14 protein-coding genes are annotated in these 19,556 nt (G+C 67.5%); 4 read left to right on the forward strand and 10 right to left on the reverse strand.

The genetic code is table 11. The features are described from left to right. Nucleotides 1–57: 57 nt before the first annotated feature. Nucleotides 58–1,908 (forward strand): autotransporter assembly complex protein TamA, encoded by a 1,851-nt coding sequence (locus tag I4X03_RS00625; RefSeq protein ID WP_223464260.1) that lies wholly within the window; start codon nt 58–60, stop codon nt 1,906–1,908. After that, nucleotides 1,908–6,317, forward strand: coding sequence for a translocation/assembly module TamB domain-containing protein (locus I4X03_RS00630; protein WP_223464267.1), 4,410 nt, complete (start codon nt 1,908–1,910; stop codon nt 6,315–6,317). Before I4X03_RS00625 ends, I4X03_RS00630 begins: the two co-directional genes overlap by 1 nt. Here I4X03_RS00630 and I4X03_RS00635 read toward each other — a convergent pair. Continuing rightward, nucleotides 6,314–6,499, reverse strand: coding sequence for a hypothetical protein (locus tag I4X03_RS00635; RefSeq protein WP_223464268.1), 186 nt, complete (start codon nt 6,497–6,499; stop codon nt 6,314–6,316). The genes I4X03_RS00630 and I4X03_RS00635 overlap by 4 nt on opposite strands. 209 nt (nt 6,500–6,708) lie before the next feature. Here I4X03_RS00635 and I4X03_RS00640 point away from each other — a divergent pair, with 209 nt between their 5' ends. Beyond that, nucleotides 6,709–7,221, forward strand: coding sequence for a CcdC protein domain-containing protein (locus I4X03_RS00640; RefSeq protein ID WP_223464270.1), 513 nt, complete (start codon nt 6,709–6,711; stop codon nt 7,219–7,221). Between the two features lie 34 nt (nt 7,222–7,255). Here the strand turns inward: I4X03_RS00640 and I4X03_RS00645 are convergent, their stop codons facing one another. From I4X03_RS00645 to I4X03_RS00665, 5 genes are all read right to left on the reverse strand, one after another. Beyond that, on the reverse strand, nt 7,256–10,084 hold the full coding sequence (locus I4X03_RS00645; RefSeq protein ID WP_223464272.1) for an ATP-binding protein: 2,829 nt from the start codon (nt 10,082–10,084) through the stop codon (nt 7,256–7,258). A 9-nt stretch (nt 10,085–10,093) separates the two neighbouring features. Continuing rightward, nucleotides 10,094–10,861, reverse strand: a complete 768-nt coding sequence (locus tag I4X03_RS00650; RefSeq protein WP_223464274.1) for a hypothetical protein — start codon at nt 10,859–10,861, stop codon at nt 10,094–10,096. Continuing rightward, on the reverse strand, nt 10,854–12,224 hold the full coding sequence (locus I4X03_RS00655; RefSeq protein ID WP_223464276.1) for a hypothetical protein: 1,371 nt from the start codon (nt 12,222–12,224) through the stop codon (nt 10,854–10,856). The genes I4X03_RS00650 and I4X03_RS00655 overlap by 8 nt, the downstream gene beginning before the upstream one ends. A gap of 133 nt (nt 12,225–12,357) precedes the next feature. After that, entirely contained in the window at nt 12,358–13,098 is a 741-nt protein-coding gene (locus tag I4X03_RS00660) for a DUF3108 domain-containing protein (RefSeq protein ID WP_223464278.1), read from the reverse strand. Continuing rightward, nucleotides 13,088–14,161, reverse strand: a complete 1,074-nt coding sequence (locus I4X03_RS00665) for a DUF3108 domain-containing protein (RefSeq protein WP_223464280.1) — start codon at nt 14,159–14,161, stop codon at nt 13,088–13,090. The genes I4X03_RS00660 and I4X03_RS00665 overlap by 11 nt, the downstream gene beginning before the upstream one ends. 138 nt (nt 14,162–14,299) lie before the next feature. On the opposite strand from I4X03_RS00665, the gene I4X03_RS00670 reads away from it, so the two are divergent. Beyond that, a complete protein-coding gene (locus I4X03_RS00670; RefSeq protein WP_307735324.1) occupies nt 14,300–14,890 on the forward strand; it encodes a PhaM family polyhydroxyalkanoate granule multifunctional regulatory protein in 591 nt (196 codons plus the stop codon). 13 nt (nt 14,891–14,903) lie between these two features. On the opposite strand, the gene I4X03_RS00675 is transcribed toward I4X03_RS00670, so the two are convergent. From I4X03_RS00675 to I4X03_RS00690, 4 genes are read right to left on the reverse strand one after another with little or no spacing between them, the layout of a single operon-like run. Next, on the reverse strand, nt 14,904–16,595 hold the full coding sequence (locus I4X03_RS00675) for a tetratricopeptide repeat protein (protein ID WP_223464281.1): 1,692 nt from the start codon (nt 16,593–16,595) through the stop codon (nt 14,904–14,906). Continuing rightward, entirely contained in the window at nt 16,592–17,299 is a 708-nt protein-coding gene (locus tag I4X03_RS00680; RefSeq protein WP_223464283.1) for a sensor histidine kinase, read from the reverse strand. The genes I4X03_RS00675 and I4X03_RS00680 overlap by 4 nt, the downstream gene beginning before the upstream one ends. Continuing rightward, on the reverse strand, nt 17,283–18,998 hold the full coding sequence (mnmC1, locus tag I4X03_RS00685) for an FAD-dependent 5-carboxymethylaminomethyl-2-thiouridine(34) oxidoreductase MnmC1 (protein ID WP_370660472.1): 1,716 nt from the start codon (nt 18,996–18,998) through the stop codon (nt 17,283–17,285). Before mnmC1 ends, I4X03_RS00680 begins: the two co-directional genes overlap by 17 nt. Further along, a complete protein-coding gene (locus I4X03_RS00690; protein ID WP_223464284.1) occupies nt 18,977–19,543 on the reverse strand; it encodes a DNA-3-methyladenine glycosylase I in 567 nt (188 codons plus the stop codon). Before I4X03_RS00690 ends, mnmC1 begins: the two co-directional genes overlap by 22 nt. Between the last annotated feature and the right edge of the window lie 13 nt (nt 19,544–19,556).

A 19,556-nucleotide genomic window follows, 5' to 3' on the forward strand; every position in this document is an offset into this window, starting at 1 on the left:
GCCATGTTTTTTGCCGATCCGGTAATATGAAATCCACATTCCCCCAGACGGAGAGACATGTTTCTCGCAAGACCAACAATAAGCGCGGCGCAGGCGCGGCGAACACGAATTCTGGCACAGATTGCCGTCATCGTGTTCGCCCTTCCTGCCACCGGCGCTGCCTGTGCGCAGGCGATCGACTACAGCGTCCAAATCGATGCGCCCGGCCGCCTCGATGACCTTCTCGAAGACAACCTCGACCTGGTGCGCTGGCGCGGCAATCCGCGCCTCGACCTCGAGCAGCTGCAGCGCCTGGTCAAGGATGCGCCGGAGCAGGCCCGCACCCTGATCGCCACCGAAGGCTATTACTCGCCCAAGGTCAGCGCCGGCCTCGACACCAGCAGCGCGGTGCCGGTGGCGCGCGTGATCGTCGACCCGGGCCCGCCGGTACTGGTCGGCGACGTCGACCTGATCCTGCGCGGCTTCGAGCCCCTGTCGCAGGGCAGCAAACCGTTCGACCAGGCCACCCTGTACCGCAGCTGGACCCTCGGCGTCGGCGAGCAGTTCCGCCAGGCCGACTGGGAAGCGGCCAAGCGCAACCTGCTGCGCCAGGTGATGCAGACCCGTTACCCGCGCGCCCAGCTGGTCGAAACCAGCGCCACCGTCGACCCGGACGCGCTGCGCGCGCTGCTGCGCGTGGTCGTCGACAGCGGCCCGGAAATCCGCCTCGGCGAGCTGCGCATCGAAGGCCTGAAGCGCTACCCGCGCCACATCATCACCAACCTGAACCAGATCAAGCCGGGCGCTGAATACAGCGAAGCGGCGCTGCAGTCGTTCCAGGCGCGCCTGCAGGACACCGGCTACTTCAGCACCGTGGAAGTGTCGACCGACATGGCCGCCGCGCTCGACGACAACATCGACGAACTGAAGGCTGAACAGCAGGGCGCGCCGGAAGCGGCGCCCAGCGGGCCGCAGACCTTGCCGGTGGTCGTGCGGGTCAACGAAAACAAGCAGCGCAACGCGTCGGTCGGTATCGGTTACTCCACCAACACCGGCGCCCGTGCCCAGGTCAATTACGACGACCTGAACGTGCGCGGCCTGCGTCTGAAAAGCCAGGTCATCGCCGAGACCAAGCGCCAGGCGGCGCGCGCCGACTTCTATTTCCCGACCACTGCCAGGGGCTACAACGACAGCTTCGGCGCCGGCTTCGAGCGCAACGACCTGCGCGGCGAAATCACCAACGTCGCCACCGTCGCCGTGCGGCGCGCCTGGGGCACGCCGCTGCTCGAACGCAGCCTGACGTTCGAATACCTGTCGGAAAAGCAGACCGTCGAAGGCCAGCTCTCGCGCAACAGCAAGAGCCTGCCGCTCACCTACAGCATCACCAAGCGCCAGCTCGACAACCTGATCCAGCCGACCCGCGGCTACGTCGTCAACGCCCAGCTCGGCGGCGCCCTGCTGCCGGTGCTGACCGATGAACGCTTCGTGCGCGCCTACACCCGCTTCGTCAACTACCGCCCGATCTCGGTCGACTCCACCCTGATCCTGCGTGGCGAAGCCGGCGCGCTCGGTTCGAAAGAAAAGGACGGCGTGCCAAGCACCTTCCTGTTCCGCGCCGGCGGCGACCAGTCGGTGCGCGGCTACGGCTACCAGGAGCTGGGCGTGCGCGAGAACGACGCGGTGGTCGGCGGGCGCTACCTGCTGACCGGCGGCGTCGAGTACCAGTACTGGTTCAAGCCGCCATGGGGCGTGGCCGTGTTCGTCGACGCCGGCAACGCCGCCGACCGCATCGAGGACCTGAAACCCGAATTCGGCTACGGCATCGGCGCCCGCTGGCGCAGCCCGGTCGGCCCGATCAATGTCGACCTGGCGTATGGCCAGGCGATCAAAGAAGCACGCCTGCATTTCTCCGTCGGGTTCACGTTCTGATGACTACTGAAGACACCACCCCACCAGCGGCAATGCCGCACCAGCGCCGCTGGCCGCGCTACGTCGCCATCGGCGTGGGCGCCACCGGCGTCTTGCTGGCCGGCGCCTACTGGTACCTCGGCCGCGAGACCACCTTGCAGATGATCGCCGAACGGGTCGCCCGCGCCAGCGGCGGCAGCATCGTCGTCACCGGCGTCACCGGCTCGCTGTACGGCGCCATGCACATGGACAGCCTGGTCTACCGCAGCCCCGAGCAGCTGATCACGGCGCGCAATCTCGACATCGACTGGTCGCCGTGGCAGTACCTGTCGAGCGGTATCGCGATCAGCAAGCTGCACATCGGCAGCGTGCAGATGGATACGCTGCGCGAAACCGCAGAACCGGCCAAGATGCCGGTCTCGCTGGCGCCGCCGTTCACCCTGTCGATCGCCGACGCCCGCGTGGCCAGCCTGACCCTGACCAATGCCGCCACCCCGGGCGCCAAGACCGTCATCGGCGACGTGCGCTTCAAATTAAACGGCAACAAGCAGGAATGGGAACTGCGCGAGGCGACCGCGCTCACGCCGTGGGGCAAGGCCGCCGCCAGCGGCAGCATCGCCTCCACGCGGCCGTTCAAGCTCGATGCCGCGGCGACGCTGGTGCAAACCGGCGTCAAGGCCGGCCAGACCCCGGCGCGGCTGTCGGTACGCGCCGGCGGCGACCTTGCGAGCACCCTCGTCAACGCCACCGGCCAGGCCGGCAAGGCGGTCGGCGACATGAAGCTGACCCTGGCGCCATTCGACCCGGTGCCGCTGCGCGCGCTGAACCTCAAGGGCCGCAACATCAACCCGGGCTTCTTCAACCCCGCCCTGCCCGCAGCCGACCTGTCGATGTCCATCAATGCCACCATCGACCCGGCCAAGGCGATCGCGGGCACGGTCGATATCGTCAACGACGGCAAGGTCGGCCCGCTCGACAAGGAGCTGCTGCCGCTGCTGTCGATGAAAGGCCGCCTTGGCGGCACCTTGAGCGCGATGAAGATCGACGACGTGCTGGTCGACATGGGCGACGCCGGCAAGTTTTCCGGCGGCGGCGCGGTCCAGCGCGGCCCCGACGAAGAAGGCATCGGCAGCGCGCAGTTCAAGCTGCACACCGGCCGCATCAACCTCAAGGGGCTGTACAGCACGATGAAGGCGACCGCCATCGCCGGCGACATCCAGCTCACCAGCACCGGCGACGTGCAGACGCTCGGCGCCCAGCTGATCGACCGCGGCATGCGCCTCGATGCGCAAGCCACCCTCGCCAACCAGATCGTGGACATCAAGCGCGCCCGCCTGACGGCCGGCAGCGGCCACGTCGACCTGGCCGGCAGCGCCAGCCTTGAAGACAAGCGCGCATTCAAGATCGCCGCCACCGCCGTGCACTTCAACCCGGCGGAGCTGGGCGACTTCCCGGCGGCCGACATCAACGCGCTGGTCAATGCCAGCGGCGCCATGGCGCCGGAATGGAAAGTGGCGACCGACTTCACGCTGCGTCCAAGCCGCCTGTTCGGCCAGCCCGTGTCCGGCAAGGGGAAATTCAGCGCCGACGCCAGCCACGTCACCGGCGTCGATGCGCGCCTGGCGATGGGCCCGAACGATATCGACCTGCGCGGCAGCTTCGGCGCGCCCGGCGAACGGCTGCTGTGGAAGCTCGATGCGCGCCAGCTGTCGGCGCTGCGCGGCGACCTGACCGGCGCGCTGGCAGCCAATGGCGTCATCACCGGCACCATGGAAGCGCCGCGCACCACGTTCGTGGCCGACGCGCGCGGACTCGGCCTGGCCCAAAAGGCGCGCAAGGCCAATACCAGCCTGCTGCACGCCAGCGGCGAAGCCTGGCTGGCGGCCGGCGACATCAACGTCAAGACCAGCGGCACGGCGCGCGGATTCGATCCTGCCGTCTTCGGCTCTCCGCTGGCCGGCAGCATCAACGGCAAGTTCGACGCCAGCGGCCGCTTCGGCAAGGACTGGAGCGGCAATGCCGGCGTCACTTTGGAACCATCGACCTTGTCGAACGCACCGCTGTGGGGGCACGCGCGCGTCGGCGGCAGCTCGCAGCGCATCTCCAGCGCCGACATCGACCTGCACATCGGACCGAACGTCATCGCGGCCAACGGCAAGTTCGGCGCGCCAGGCGACCGCCTCGACTGGCGCATCGATGCGCCGCAGCTGGCGGTACTCGGCGGCGACTACGGCGGCGTACTGCGCGGTTCCGGCACGCTGTCGGGAACCCAGCAAGCGCCCGCGCTGACGGCCGCGCTGGACGGCCAGAACCTCAAGCTGATGGGAGCCCACCAGATCAAATCGCTGCGCGCCAGCGCCAACATCGGCGCACGCCAGGGCGGATCGACGCCGATGGTGTCGAACGTCGAGATTACCGGCTACAGCAGCGGCGACACCCGCATCGACAGCGCGCGCCTGCAAACGACCGGCACCCGCGCCGCCCATACCATCAGCCTGGCGGCGCGCGGCGACGCATTCGACGCCTCCGTGCAGGCCAACGGCGGCTGGAATGGCGATGCCTGGACCGGGGTTCTCGCAAGCCTGCAAAACCGCGGGCGCTACGCCATGACGCTGGCCAAGCCGGTGCCGCTGCGCCTCGCGGTCGCGCCGGGCGCAGGCGCCATGGGGCTGCTGCGGCCGCAGCAGGTCGCCTTCAACGGCGCCGTCATCGCGCTGCCGGCGGGAACCATCAACATCGCCTCGCTCACCAAGAATGGCCCGCGCTGGAGCAGCAAGGGCGCCGCCACCGGCGTGCCGCTCAATTACCTCGCGCAGTTCTCGCCGGCGCTGCGTGACACCATGCGCGGCGACCTGACGCTCGGCGGCGAATGGGCGCTCGACCTGCAGACCGCGGCGGCTGCGGGCGGCGCGCCGCAACTGGCCGGCATGGCCCACGTGTTCCGCGAGAAGGGTGACCTGATCGTCGGCGACCAGGTCCCGGTGGTGCTTGGCCTGCGCACGCTCGACCTGCGCGCCGACGTGGCGGACGGTGCGCTGCGCACGCGTGTCAGCGTCGACGGCACCCGCGCCGGCGTCGCCACCATCGACGCCACCACCCAACTGATCAACGGACGCCTCGGCACCGCCAGCCCGCTGCGGCTCTCGGCCAACGCCGACATGGCCTCGATCGCCTGGATGGCCCCGCTGTTGGGACAGCCGGGGCTGGAGCTCGACGGGGCGCTGAAGCTGGCGATCACCGGCGGCGGCACCATCGGCTCACCGACACTGAACGGCACCGTCAACGGCGACCGCCTTGCGGTACGCTGGCCCGAGCAAGGCGTCAGGCTGCGCAACGGCCAGCTGCGCGCGCAGCTGGCGGGTGACCAATTGCTGCTGCAGCGCCTCAGCTTCGATGGCGTGCAAGGCAATGCGGTGGCCGACGGCACCATCCGCTTTGCCGGCGGCGAAGCCACCATGCAGCTCAAGCTGGTGGCCAACAAGCTCGAAGCGCTGTCGCGGCCCGACCGCACCGTCGTCGTCAGCGGCACCGGCACCGTCAACCGCAGCGCGACCAGCTTCGACGTCGACGGCAAGTTCCGCGTCGACCGCGCGCTGGTCGAGCTGGCGCCGCAGGGCCGGCCAACCATGTCGGACGACGTGATCGTACTGGGCCGCACCAGCGCTGCCGCCAAGGCGCGCGAAAAGGCCGGCATGCCGCTCGAAGCCGATGTCGAGATCGACCTGGGCGACGCGTTCCGGCTGCGCGGCATGGGCGCCGATACCGAACTGGCAGGCACGGTGCGCGTGCGCACCGGCGACAACCGCGCGCCGCGCGTCAACGGCACCATCCGGGCCGTCAATGGCACCTATGCTGCCTACGGCCAGAAGCTGGCGATCGAGCGCGGCGTGCTGACCTTCAGCGGGCGTTACGACAATCCGTCGCTGAACATCCGCGCGGTGCGCAAACGTCCGGAAGGCGAGCAGCTCTCCGAGACCAATGTCGAAGCGGGTGTCGAAGTGCGCGGCACGGCGCTGTCGCCGGCGGCCAAACTGGTCTCGACGCCGAGCGTGCCGGACAGCGAGAAGCTGTCATGGCTGGTGCTCGGGCATGGCATGGAAGGCGTATCGGGCAATGAAGCCGGCCTGCTGAGCGCAGCGGCGGGCGCCCTGCTGGGCGGCTCGGGCGGCAGCGGCGGATTCCAGTCGCGCCTGAAGAATTCGCTGGGCATCGACGAACTGGGCGTGTCGCAGGCCAGCGGGCTGGAAAGCACCGTGGTCACCATCGGCAAGCGGCTGTCCTCGCGCGCCTACCTGAGCTTCGAGCAGGGCGCCACCTCGGCATCGAGCCTGGTGCGTATCCGCTACAAGCTCAACCCGAGGATCACCCTGCAATTCCAGACCGGCACCAATACCGCGCTCGACGTGCTGTATTCGTGGGCCTTCGATTAATGCCAGGTCTTGGGGTTCGGGTCCGGGACCGGGTCTTCGTTCTGCGGGGTGTGCACCGGCGGATGGTGCGGATGCGGATTGTCGAACGGGTCCGGTGTCGGATCGTCGATCGGTCCGGGCGGGTCCGGGGCGCGGTGGGCTTCGATGGCGATGTGGTTCATGGTCGGATCCTCGATTGTCATTGAATAATGACGTTACCATGAGCCGCCATGCGCGGGCGTACGGTACGCATTGCACCAGCCACCGTCAGCACGTCGTTCCCGCGCAGGCGGGAACCCATAGGCCGCCCGCCTAAGTGACTGGCGGCGTCGCCGATGCGATTGCGCCGGCAAAGGTTCCCGCCTGCGCGGAACGACGTTACAATTGCCGCTCTTTCAACGTATCAGACTCCATGAACATTCAGACCATCGCCCTGCTCGTCCTCGTTCCACTGCTGATGTGGCGCGTCTACGCGCGCCTCAAGCGCATGATGGCGCGCCAGCGCTCGGTCATGTCGCGCCACTGGACTGGCCTGGCCGTGTTCACCGCGATGGTGCTGGTGCCCGGCTCGGAACTGGTAGGCCAGCTGGCGTCGCTCGGCTGGCTCGCGGTCGGCACGGCTGCCGGCATCGGCTACGCCGTATGGGCCCTGCGCGAGACGCGCTACGAAGTCACGCCGGAAGGCTACTTCTTCACGCCGTTCGCGCGCCTCGGCATGCTGGTGGCGATGCTGTTCGTCGGCCGCATCATCTACGTCGGCCTCGAGATCTTCGTCAACCAGGGCACCGCCAACTCGCTGCCGCGCTTTACCGACAGCCCGCTGACCCTGATCTGCCTCGGCGTCTTCGCCGGCTACTTCGGCGCCTATTCGGCCGGCATGCTGCGCTGGCGCTACGCCATGAAAAAAGCCGCCGCCAGCGAGTAAGCTGGCGACGGCCTGGCCTGGCACCGCGGCTGCTTTATGCAGCCGCTTTTGCGTCCGGGGTGCGGCGCTGCAGCACGAAGATCGGCTGCGCCCACGGCATGTCCTTCTTCTTCTTGCTGGTGATGAGGGTGAGCTCGGACGGATCGTAGACGTCGGTGTTATGCGTCAGCGGCGTCGTCATCAGGTACTGCGCCTCGGTGTTCTTCAGGAACTCGCCGACCAGCTGGATGTTGCGGATGTCCAGGTGGGCGAACGGTTCATCGATGAACACGAAGCCGCCCGAGCCTTCCTCCGACTTGAGCAAGCCAATCAGCAGCACCAGCGACTTCATCACCTGCTGGCCGCCCGACGCTTCGCCGTCGTTCATCCCGATCTGGTCCTTGCCGTCGAACTTGAAGCGCACGTGCAGGCCAGCCTGCGCCAGCTGCACGTCGTCGTTCTCCAGCCGCACCGGATCGGCATGCACGTCGATGCCGGCCAGCTCGCCCAGTTCGCGGATGTTCTTGCTGTAGGTCTTGATCGTGTAGCGCAAGCGCTCGATGTAGGCGCCGCGCGCATTGGCGGTCGCCTCGATCGCGCGGTTGTTCTGGTAGCGCCGCTCGTCGGTCTCCGACTGGCGCCCGTGCAGCTGGTCGTTCAGGCGCTGGTACTGGTCGATGACTGTGGCGTCGAGCTCCCAGTCGTCGCGCGCCAGCGAATGCTGCAGCGAGGTGACCCGCAGGTCGACCTGGTGCGAGTTCTGGTGTTCCGACACCAGCGACGCGCGGCGCGCGCTGCGGCGCCAGCTTTTGGGCAGGTGGCGCCAGTTGCGGCGCAGTTCGACCAGCGCCTGGGCGTGCTCGGCGCGCTGTTCGATCTGGCGCCGATGGCCAAGCCGCAGGCCCGCTTCCGCCTCCGACAGCGCCATGCGCGCGTTCTGCCAGGTGGTGTCGGCGCGGGTGCGCGTGACCGTTGCGGCCTTGGTCAGCGACTGCAGCTCGCCAAGGCGCGAACCGACTTCGAGGCGCTCGGCCTTGAACGGTTCGATGCTGCGCAATGCTTCCTCGAACTCGGCCTGGCGCGCCGCCAGTTCCTTGGCGGCGTCGACGCCGGCGATGCGGCCCTTGAGGGCGCCCACTTCCGAGGCCAGCTTGCTGATCGCCAGCGTCAGCGTGTCTTCCTGCGCTTCCAGCGCCGGCAGCGACTTCTGGATCGCTTCCATGCGCTGGGTACGGCCGGCCTGGCCGAAGCGGTAGCGCGACGCTTCCACAAACAGCGAGCGGCCGCCGCGGCGTTCGCGGTGGTAGGCGTCCGGCGTGATCCATTCCTCGTCTTTCGACAGGCGCAAGCCTAGGTCGACCGAGTCGACGCGCGCGATGCGCGAGAGCTGGTCGATCAGCCACGATGGCGCGGCTGCCGAGAAGCGCACCACCGACAGCAGGCTGTCGTCCTTCGATTGCGGCGCTTCGACGCATTCGGGCACGATGAAGTGGCGATAGCGTTCCTTTTCCGCCAGCCGGTAAGCGGCGGCGGCATCCTTGGCGCGTTCCAGCAGCACCACCGATGCGTAGCCGCCGAGCACACCTTCGACGGCGCCCTGCCACTTCGCGTCCGTCACTTCAACGATATCGGACAGCATCGCATGCGGGATGTTCGCGTCGCGCAGCGCGCGGCGCATGCCGCGCACCGCTTCCGGCTCCGGCATCGCGGTCTTGCCCTGCAACGCAGAGATGGTCGACATCTCGTTCGCGATGCGCGCGCTGATGGCTTCGCGCGCCTGCTTCTGGCGTGCCAGTTCGGCTTCCTTGGCCTCCAGCTGGACCGCCACTTCGGCGATGTCCGAGCCGGCGTCCGCCGCCAGCTTCTGCAGGCGGTCGCGCTGTTCGATCAGGCTTTCGAGCGGCTTGAGCTTGCCGTTCAGCTGGGTCAGGCGGCTGGCCAGTGCGGCTGCCTCCTGCTCCAGCAGCGTCTCCTGCTGCTGCGCGTCGGTCAGCGCGCGCGCCTGCGCGGCAACCGCGTTGCGCTTCTCGGTCAGCTGCGAATCGGCCTGCGCCAGCGGACGGCGGGCGTCGCGCAGCGACTTGCTGACAGCGGCGGCCTTCTCGCGCGCCTCGTGGTACTGCAGGCTTGGCAGCACTTCTTCCAGCAGGTTGCGGCGTTCCTTGTGCAGGTCTTCCCACTGATGGTAGTTGGCCACGCGCAGGCGCAGGCCTTCGAGGTTGGTGCGCGAGGCTTCCAGCTCGGTCTCGAAGCGTTTCAGTTCGGTCTCGGTGTCGCGCTGGTGGCGCTTGGCCTCGTCGTACGCGTCCAGCACTTCCTTGTCGCCGAACACCTGGAACACCAGGTCGAGCAGCTGGCGCGGGGCGTACTCGCACAGCTTGTCGGTTTCGCCCTGCTCTAGCGCCAGCACCTTGGCCATCGCGGGCGACAAGCCCGCGTTGGCCAGGCGCTTGCGGTAGTTCTCGACGCCGAGCCAGTCGGTCGCCTCGGTGACTTCCTCGATCTGTACGTTCCCCGGGCGCATCAGGTACTGGCGCTTCCAGTCGCCGCCGTTCTTCTGGATCTGGCAGAACAGCGTGACTTCATCGTCGCTGAAGAAGCCCGAGCTGCGGAACGGCCGGTTCGACAGCTGGCGGCCAACGGCCTTGTTGTCGACCACCGAGCGAATCCACGCGGTCTGCTGGCCGGAGTGGCGCGCGTAGTGCTTGTAGGTGCGGCCCATCGAGCAATCGAGGCCGAACAGGGTGCGCAGCGCGTCCAGCAAGGTGGTCTTGCCCGAACCGTTCTGGCCGGCGATGGTGATGATCTTCGCGTCCAGCGGGATGTTCTTGATCCGCTGCCAGTAATCCCAATGGACCAGTTCGAGTGATTTGATGTGGAACATGGTTCAGCCTCAGGTTGGGGTATCGGTATCGGCATCGAGGTCGACCGCCGTGCCGTCGATGGCGTCTTGTTCGGCCACGGCGTCGCCGGCTTCGTCGGGCGCGGCCTCCTCGACTGCGGCAGCGGCCATCCGGCGCGGCGGCGCCACCGCCAGCGGCGCGCGCTTGAACACGTCGGCCAGCGCGCCGTTGATGATGCGCTCCTTGAGCACGTCGGTGTCCATCATCAGGTCGAGCAGCGGGCCTTCGAGGATCACGTCGCCGCGCCGTTCGATGAAGCCCAGCTTCGACAAGGTACCGAGGTTCATGTCCATGCGCGTCTTCTTGCCCAGCTTGTCGCCGAAGTCGGCCAGCAGCGCGGTGTACGAAATACCGATCGAGGTATCTTCCGCGCGCGGCATCGGCTTGTCCTTGCCGAACAGGTCGGTCTGGTCGTCGTCGGCGCTCTGGTGGGTCTCCTGGCGTTCGCGCTTGGGCAGGATGATCTGCGCCCACAGCACCACCAGCAGCGCCACGCCGTCGCGGGTCAGGCCGAAGTTGTTGTTCTGCCAGATGTCCTTGGCGCCGAAGATCTTCGGCTCCACCGCGCGGTGCAGCGCCAGCGTGACGTGGTCGGCGTAGACGTTGTCGAGCAGCTTCAGGCCCGATTCGAGCAGGCGCTTGTCGACTTCGGCGCGGAACTGCTCGTCCGACAGCACGCGCTTGACCATCTTGTCGTCGCGGCGCAGGGTCTGGTGCGTCAGCAGGCGCGCAATCAGGATTTGGGAATCGTCATTCATCGAGCGGGCCGCTTTCGAGGTCGAGTGAGAGGGTCGCAATCGAGATGGCGGCGACGTGCGGATCGTCCAGCTGCACCATCTCGTCGGTCGGATTGAAGGTCACCGGCAGGCGCGCCAGCTGCGCGGTGGCGCCCTGCAGGCTCGCCTCGGCGGCGTCGCCCAGCAGCGGCAGCATCGACGCGCGGTAGGACGCGACCGCGAAGCTGGCCGGCAGCAGCGAATCCTGGATCGGTATGGTTTTCGGGCCCTCTTCCGAGAAGCTCGGAAAATTGCCCAGGTTGGCAAAGTCGGACAGGCGCGCCAGCCAGTCGTCGAGTTCGACCTGGATGGCAGGCGCATCGTTGATGGTCAGCGGCGCGTCCTGGCCTTCCGGCAGGCCGGCCGGTCCGACTGTCGCGCTGCGCTCGGTGAGCAGTTCGGTTTCGGCCACGTCGATCATCTCGGCCGGGGTGCCGAACAACGGCACCACCGGGCGGTCGATCGCGCCTTCGGCCAGCGACGGCAGGTCGTCATGCGCCAGCAGCCAGCGCTTGATGTCCGTGGTCGACAAGCCGGACTGGCCGAGGTGCACGCGCTGGCGCTCGATCTGGTTCAGCGCGCGCGAGAACATGCCCTGCATGTTCAGCAGCGCGCTCTGGGCGCGGCCGATCGCCTGGGCCGCCTTGTGGGTGGCCGCATCGGCGCGCTCGTCGGAGGTGATCGCGCGCAGGATCTCCGAGCCCTTCTCGACCCAGTCGCAGGCCATGTGCCACTTCGCCTGCGAGGTGCGCAGGCGGAATTCGGAGCCGGAGGCGATCGCGTCGCGGAATTCCTCGGTCAGGTCGACCAGGCGGCCGAGCAGGTGCTTGAGCTGTTCGACGGTGACGCCGCCGACCGCCTGCGCGCCGGCGACCTGCGACAGCAAAAAGCCCATCTCGGCCTCGTCGTCGGCCTGGCCCATCGACAGCATGGTGTCGAGCGAGGACAGGACATTGCGCGCCATCGGCGTGATGCGGTAGACGGCGGCCGACGCATCCCACGCCAGCAGCCCGTGCGAGCGCAGGCGCCCCAATACGGTCTCGAGGCTTTCGGGGATCAGGTAGGCGAGCTTCTGGTTGATGTCGGCGCGCGAGAACCCGGCGCTGGCGGTGTCCGAGGCCAGCTCGCGCAGCACCAGCAGGCGGATCAGGACGCCATCGAAGCCGCCATGGAACAGCGCCGTGAAGGCCTGCAAGGTCGGCTGGGCGCGCTTGAGGTGGAAGACCTGCTCGATCTCATCGGCGGCGATGCCGGCGTGAAAATGCGCCTGCAGCGAATCCGCGTCAACTTGCCCGATTGTCAGTATTTCCGCGGCCGAGGCCGCACCTGCCGTTATTTCCATCATTGTTTCGGGCGTTTCTTTAACTCATACACGGGGCGTCAGTATATCAGTTAAGCCCGAGCAACCCGAACCAAAACCATCCCCCAAAGCAACAGCTGCCGCTGGAGGTTCACCCTTGGCGGGCCTGCAAACGCATTTAGCGCGTTGTTATTTTAGCAATCGTTTGTTCGACGGTATCGTCGCCGTCATTGTCGCTGAAGCGTATTTTCACCGGGTACCACGCGTGCGCCGGGGCCAGCCAGATGTCGATCTGCTGCTCTTTGGCGTCGCCCGCCGCCGTCTTGACGACGTGGACGGCGTCGACCGGCCCCATTGGCGTGCGCAGTTTCTCGGTCTTGGCGACCTTGAACACCCACGTTTCAGTGTCGCGGCGGCCGGCGACAACCATGCGCCATTCGGAGCCGGCGACGAACTTGCCCGGTGCGCCGCGGGCCATCGCGGCCAGTTGCCACGGCGCCGAGGCGCGGTCCTGCTCGCCGCCCTTGATCGGGTAGCTCTGCTTGCCTTCGGTGAAACGGATCGCGCGCTCGGCGCGGTCGAACGTGACCGTGTACGGGTCTTTGCGGAAGCGCTTCTCGGTGAATTTTTCCGGCGCCAGGCCGCGCTCGTCGACCAGGCCTTCGCTGCGGTTCTCGTTGATGCGGCCGAGGATGGAGGCGCGCGATTCGCTGGTAAGCGAGTACTTACCATCGCCAGAACGCCACTTGACGTTAGCCTCGCCCTCCAGCGTCAAGCCTTTTTGCTGGGCCTTGATGGCGTACTTCAGGTCTGCCGGCGGCGGCGGGTCGACGCGCGCCTGCGCCAGGGCATGGCTTGCCGCCAGCGTCAGCGCCAGCGCGGTTCCCGCCAGGGTCATCTTGAAAACTTTACTGTGCATGTACATTTCCTGTGTCGTTGACGACAATGTTGGTGACCGTTTGCGTGGTCACCGCGCCATTGGCCTCGGTGTTACGGATCCGGACCGGATACCATCCCAGCGCTGGCGCCAGCCACACCTCAAGGCGTGAATTGTAGGAACCGGGCTTCGGCGGCCGTGACAGGCGCCATGTCTGCAGCTTGCCCAGTGCCGTTTCGATCTCTTCCTGCCCGGCCACCATAAAGCTGTAAACGCTTGCGCCGCGTTCTTCGCCGACAGTAATTTCGAGGCCGCCCTCGAATTGCGCCGGATCGGCGCGCGCAATCGCCGCAAGCTGCAGCGGCAAGGTGGTCTTGTCCTGCGCCCCCGCCGGCAGCGGCGCGCTCGCCTGCGAGGCCGAAAACGTGATGCTGGCCTGCTCGCTGTTGAAGTGGGTCGCGGTCTGCGACCTGCCGCGCCGCTTCTCGGTCGCCAGCCGCGGCGCGAAACCGCTGTCGCCGATGCTGCCTTCGCTGGACATCGACAGCAGGTTAAATTTGGTGACCACCATGTTGACCCCCGCTTCGACCGCCATCGTGTAGCGGTCGCCGCTCACCTGCCACGCCATCTCGGCCACGCCCTGCCAGTGCGTGCCCTTGGCGTCGATACGGTCAAGGTCCAGCGTCAGGCGCGATGACGGCGGCACGCTGGCCTTGTACTGGCGCGGCAGCGGCGCGGCTGGCTGCTCGGCTGGCGTCGCTTCGGCCACGGCCGGGATGTCGGCCACCGGCTCCGGCGCCGCTTCCGGCGCTGCGGCGGCCACCTGCCCGGCCGGCGCCGGCGCCGGCGGCGCTTGCTTCACGGGCGCGGCGACCTTGCGCTTCGGCGGCGGCATTGGCGCTGGCGGCGCTGCGGCCACCGTCGGCACCGCTGGCGGCGGCGCGCGCAGCTGCGCCACGATCGGCGCCGGCTTCGCGGCCGCAGTCGCCTGACCCGGCGCTTCCATGCCGGCTTCAACCCAGCCAAACGCCGCGTAGTGCAACAACAGCGTGGCGCCCGCCAGCAACGGCAGGCGCAAATCGGAGGCAGAAAAAGCAAAGGTCATGCCGCTAGTTTAACGCGCCATGCCGAATTTCCGCTGAGCACGATTGCGCAGGGTCGAGCGCGCTTGGCTTTATCGCAGGATTCGTTTGAGCGCCGCTTGCATAATCTGCTACGCTGACGGTTCACTAGTCGGAGAGAGATGATGCAAAATTCCCAGATGCCAAACATGTCCGGCGTTGGCGCCGTGACCGACACACTCGAGTTCGTCAAGAATCTGTGGGGCGGCATGGGCGTGCCTGGCATGACCGCACCCACCCTCTCTGTCGACGACCTCGACAAGAAAATCACCGACCTGAAGGCGGTCGAGGCCTGGCTGGCGCTCAACACGTCGATGGTGCGCGGAACCATCCAGGCGCTTGAAGTGCAGCGCGGTACGCTGGCGGCGCTCAAGTCGATGGGCGACGCGTTCGCCAAGGCGGCGGCGCAGCCGGCCGCGGGCAAAGACGCGCCGGGCGCAACCGCCATGCCGCAGTTTGCCGACCCGGCCGCCTGGTGGAACACGCTGCAGGATCAGTTCAAGCAAGCGGTCAGCTCGGCCATGTCGCCGGACGCAATGGCCGAAGCGACGGCCCGCGCGCATGACGCCGCGAGCAAGATGACCGCGGGCATGCCAGGCGCCGAGATCGGCCAGGCGGTGGTGGACTCGATGACCAAGGCGGCATCCGGCGGCGCCGGCAAAAAAGACCAGGGCAAGGCGCGCGCCCAGAAACCGGGCACATCGGCGGAGTAAGCCCTGGCGCGGCTCAGTCGCGCACTGCCTCGCCGCCCTCGCCTTCGGCCGCGTGCGCGGCGTCATCCGCGCGCGCCGCGGGCCTCAGCGCCGCCAGTTGTTCCATCAACTGCGCGAAGCGCTGCTGGCCCGGCTGAATTTTATCGACGTGCATCAGCACATCGCTCGTTTCGCTCGACAGTGCCAGGTCGTAGCCCTGCTTGTCCATGTGCGAGATCAGGATCTGCGCTGAGTTGAACAAGATGCGCAGGTTGTTCGGCAGCGACTTGCGCGCCTCGCGCATCCATGCCACCGCGTCGTCCAATTTACCCGTCTTCCAGAGCAGCACGCCCTGGTTCATCATGTCGGTCGCTTCCTTGCGCGATCTGCGGATCAGCGCCTGGCCCTCTTCGCCAAGGCGCGCCTTGTCGAAGATGCGCTGCACTTCATCGAGCAGCCATGCGTTGTCGTGGTTGTTGCGGATGACGTAGCACAGCAGCTCGGCCGGCGCGTCCTTGACGCCCACCGCAAACAGCAAGGTCGCCAGTTCGATGCAGGTGGGCGTGTCGGGCCGCACCGGGTCGGCATTGAGCAGCTCCTCGAGCTCGTCGCCGGTCTTGCGCGCGCGGCGGAAATCGCCGCTCTCGTGGTACACCAGGCCTTCGGTGATCTTGGCGCGCAGTTCGACGTCCTGCTCCTGGAAGTCGCGCCGCGCCGCCGCCAGCAAGGCCAGCGCTTCCTTGGTTTCGTTCTTTTGCCCATGCACGCGCGCCAGGCCAAAATAGGCGTCGACGGTTTTCGCCACCGAGTACTCGCCGATCGCGATGCACTTGCGGAAGGCCCGTTCGGCCACGCCGATGTTGCCCAGCTTGAGCGACAGCTCGCCCAGCCTGCGCTGCCGCTGCACCGAATTGGGCGACAGCTTGGCGGCGCGTTCGAGCACGTCGCAGGCCGCTTCCGGCTGGCCCATGTGCTGCAGCGCCAGCGCGGTCTGGTCGTAGGCGTCGATGTAGTTGCGGTTATCGGCGATCACGCCCTGGAAAATCTGGCGCGCCTGTTCGTACTCGCCATTGGCCATGCGGATCTTCGCCAGCCCCGCCCTCGCCCACTGGTATTCGCGCTCCTTGAGCACGCGCTCGTAGGCGTCGCGCGCCTTGTCAGGCTCGCCGCTCTTGAGCATCAGCGAGGCCTTCATGCGCAGCAGTTCCGTTTCGTGGACCTTGTTGGCCTCGATCTGCTCGTCGCACAGCCTGGCCGCGCGCAGGTAATCCTTCTCGGCGTAGGCCTGGTCGATCGCGCGGAACACCTGCTTCTTTTGCCACACGCGGTTCAGGCGCGTGAGCAGCATCCCTTCGGTGATCGGCTTGATCAGGTAGGCGTCCGGCTGGTGCTCGGCCGCGCCCATCACCGATTCCACGCTCTTCTCGGCCGACACCATCAGCCACACGCTGGACGGCAGCAGCAGGTTGCGCACGCGCGCCTCTTCCAGCACCTGCTGGCCGTTCTTGCCTTCGCCCAGGTTGAAATCGCACAGCACCACGTCGTAGCGGATCTTGGCCAGCAGCGCCATCGCTTCGCCGCCCGACGACGCCTGGTCGATATTCTTGGCGCCGAGGTTGCGCAGGCTTTCGCGCAGCAGCTGGCGGATGCCGACAAAGTCGTCCACCACCAGGTAGTTTTTGCCGGCCCAGTCGATCACGCGCTCGTCGGCGCTGGCGCCGCTCATGGCAGCCTCATGACAAAGCACCCGCCGCCGTAGGCGCCGCCGTTTTCCAGCGCGATCGCGCCGCTGCGCTGGCGGTGCTTGTGCATCTTCGCCACCTCGCTTGAAAAGTAAAGACCCAGCCCGGTGCTATTGGTGAGGAAGTTGACGCCGGCATGCACGCCGCTCATCGCCGAGACCCCGGCGTCGAGCATCGCCTGCGGGTAGCCGCCGCCGTTGTCTTCAACCCGGATTTCGAGGCACTCGCCGACCACCTGGATCGCCAGGCGAATCTTGTCGTTGGTGTAGTGCACCGCGTTGTTGATCGCGTGCCCGATCACGCCAATCACCAGGTCTTCGTCGAAATGCCAGATCAGTTTCGGGTCGTAGTCTGTCTCGAGCGTGATGCCGCGGGAGTCGAGCAGCACCCGTACGCTGGCGACAACCTGCTCAACGAAGCCGCCGATTTCGAGCGGCTGGACATCGAATGGGTACTCAGGCTTGCCGACCTGCTTGTACAGCGCCAGCAGCTGGATCAGGTTGTCGTTCAGGCGCCTGGTCTGGTACAGCATGTGCGCCATCTGCGGGTAAGCCGCCTCGGTCTGCGGCGACGCGCCGGCCAACAGCGTCTCCAGCGTCCCTGCCAGCACGCTGACCGAGTTCTTCATGTCGTGCGCGGTGGAGGCGAGGAACAGCGATAGCTCGTTGGCGTCAGGCGTTTCGTTCATTGGCGATGTCTCTGCTTGGGGTAGCCGCCACTATATCGTGTTTTCGAGCCCGGCCCAGCATGAAACGGGCCGGGTCCAGCGCCTCGGCCAGCGGCCGCTCGAGCGGAACCGGCTCGCCCTCCAGCTGGGCGGCCAGCAGTTCGGCGGCCAGCGGCGCCCAGATCAGGCCCCGCGATGCGTAACCGAGCAGCCCATACAGGCCCGGATGGCGCGGCAGGTCGCGCAGGCGCTCGGCGCGGCCGGTTGGCGTGGCCTCTGCCAGCGCGCCGGCCAGCGGCAGCCGGTCCGGCGCGACACAGCGAAATCCCGTGCGCCCGCGCAGCGGCGCATCAGGCGCCGCCCCGGGATCTGCCAGCAGCGAGCGGACCTTGGCCAGGTTCTCGTCGTGGCTCGACTGGCGCACCTGCGGGTCGGCGTCGCCCAGGTCGTAGGTGGCGCCGGCGCTGTGAACGCCGTTCGACGCCGGCGTCAGGTAGGCTTCGCGGCACAGCACAAACGGCAGCGCAGGTAGCGTGCCCTCGTCGAGGTGCGACACCTGCCCGCGCACTTTCGCCAGCGGCAGCGTCGCCGCTTCTGGTATCTCGGTGGCGCTGCTGCCATTGGCCAGCACCAGGACCGGGGCCTGCGCGATCACGCCGCCGCTGCTGCCAACGACGCGCCATTGTCCGTCGTGGCGTTCGATGCCGACACTGCCCGCGCCGAAAATGGCGTTCAGCCTGTCCCCGCAGGCAGCGAGCATGGCGGCGCAGACGCTCGCTGGCCGCGCCCATCCGCCGCGCGGAAACAGCCAGGCGCCATCGGGCGCCGGGCTGCCAAGCATGGCGCTTGCTTGATCGGCTTCCAGCCAGCGTGCGAAGTCGGCCGGGTAGGGCTGCAGCTGCGCGATGCTGCGCTGAACCCGCGCATGCCCGGCATCGCGTGCCAGCTGCATCACTCCGCACGCGTCGCCCGCGATCGCGCGGCCAATGCCGCCCAGCTTTTCCCAGTAATCGAGCGCATACAAATAAGCGGCCCGGGTCAGGCGCGTCGGGATATTGTCGTCGCGGGACAGCAGCGGCATGAAGATGCCCGCCAGGTTGCCCGACGCTTCCATCGCCGGCTGCGCATGGCGCTCCACCAGCGTCACCTGCCAGCCGCGCGCGCACAGCCGCTCGCAAGCGGCGCTGCCTGCAAGGCCGGCGCCCACCACGATCGCGCGCCGTTCGGCGGGGACGGTTGGCGGTGCGAACGGCTTGCGGCTGGCGAAGATCGAGGTCCCTGCGGCGTCCGCGCCAAACCCCGCTTTCGCCAGCGCCGCCTGCTGTTGATGATCCAGGCCTTCGGCGAACAGCACGGTGCCTGGCGCGGCCAGCTTCGACAGCGGACGCACGAATCCATCGCCCAGACCGGCCAGTCCGTGCAGGATGATCGCGTCGGCCCGCGCCTCAAGCTGCGTCAGCGCGAGCGCGATCGGCGCATGCAGCAAGTCCAGCGTCAGGTTGTCGTCAGGTTGTGGAATGCGCCGGAATCCCGGCGGTGCGGTATCGGCGATGGCGATGTAATGCAGCCGTCCGGGGCGCTGCGCGTCCGCGCGCCAGGCGGCGGCGACCGCGCGGAAGCGCTCGCCGCCGCCCCATGCGGAATCCAGGATGACGAAGCGTTCGCGCCCGCGCCAGTGCGGCGCCAGCTCCGCCGCCGTCACCCGGTGCGGCAGAAGCACGTCATGTCATGGTCGTTGACCATGCCGATGCCCTGCATGTAAGCGTAGATGATGGTCGAACCGACAAACTTGAAGCCGCGCCTGGCCAGGTCTTTCGAGATGCGGTCGGACAGTTCGGTCTTGGCCGGACGCTCGCCGTTGGGGAAATTGTTGACGATCGGTTGGCCGCCGACGAAGTCCCACAGGTACTGGTCGAGCGAGCTGCCCTCGGCGCGCAGGCGCAGGTACGCCTGGGCGTTGGTGATGGCCGCCGCCACCTTCAGGCGGTTGCGCACGATGCCGGCATTGCCCAGCAGTTCGGCCACCTTGTCGTCGCCGTAGCGCGCGATCTTGTCGGCGTCCCAGCCGTCGAAGGCGAGGCGGTAATTCTCGCGCTTGTTCAGGATGGTCTCCCAGCTCAGGCCCGCCTGCGCGCCTTCCAGGTTGAGCATTTCGAACAGCCGGTTCTCGTCGTGGCAAGGCACGCCCCACTCCTCGTCGTGATACTGGACGTAGCGGGGGTTGGCCATATTGGCCCAGGTGCAGCGGATGTTGGTGGAGGTCATGGGACAAGTATAA

This window comes from Massilia soli, from assembly GCF_016809835.1.
GTDB classification, from domain to species: domain Bacteria; phylum Pseudomonadota; class Gammaproteobacteria; order Burkholderiales; family Burkholderiaceae_D; genus Telluria_A; species Telluria_A soli.

Bases quoted from the DNA above. Each gene is read 5' to 3' on its own strand.
- I4X03_RS00665 (WP_223464280.1), bottom strand. From the start codon at position 14,161: ATGACCTTTGCTTTTTCTGCCTCCGATTTGCGCCTGCCGTTGCTGGCG.
- I4X03_RS00635 (WP_223464268.1), bottom strand. From the start codon at position 6,499: ATGACAATCGAGGATCCGACCATGAACCACATCGCCATCGAAGCCCAC.
- I4X03_RS00630 (WP_223464267.1), top strand. From the start codon at position 1,908: ATGACTACTGAAGACACCACCCCACCAGCGGCAATGCCGCACCAGCGC.
- I4X03_RS00670 (WP_307735324.1), top strand. From the start codon at position 14,300: ATGATGCAAAATTCCCAGATGCCAAACATGTCCGGCGTTGGCGCCGTG.
- I4X03_RS00680 (WP_223464283.1), bottom strand. From the start codon at position 17,299: ATGAACGAAACGCCTGACGCCAACGAGCTATCGCTGTTCCTCGCCTCC.
- I4X03_RS00690 (WP_223464284.1), bottom strand. From the start codon at position 19,543: ATGACCTCCACCAACATCCGCTGCACCTGGGCCAATATGGCCAACCCC.
- I4X03_RS00650 (WP_223464274.1), bottom strand. From the start codon at position 10,861: ATGAATGACGATTCCCAAATCCTGATTGCGCGCCTGCTGACGCACCAG.
- I4X03_RS00640 (WP_223464270.1), top strand. From the start codon at position 6,709: ATGAACATTCAGACCATCGCCCTGCTCGTCCTCGTTCCACTGCTGATG.
- I4X03_RS00660 (WP_223464278.1), bottom strand. From the start codon at position 13,098: ATGCACAGTAAAGTTTTCAAGATGACCCTGGCGGGAACCGCGCTGGCG.
- I4X03_RS00645 (WP_223464272.1), bottom strand. From the start codon at position 10,084: ATGTTCCACATCAAATCACTCGAACTGGTCCATTGGGATTACTGGCAG.
- I4X03_RS00625 (WP_223464260.1), top strand. From the start codon at position 58: ATGTTTCTCGCAAGACCAACAATAAGCGCGGCGCAGGCGCGGCGAACA.
- I4X03_RS00675 (WP_223464281.1), bottom strand. From the start codon at position 16,595: ATGAGCGGCGCCAGCGCCGACGAGCGCGTGATCGACTGGGCCGGCAAA.
- I4X03_RS00655 (WP_223464276.1), bottom strand. From the start codon at position 12,224: ATGATGGAAATAACGGCAGGTGCGGCCTCGGCCGCGGAAATACTGACA.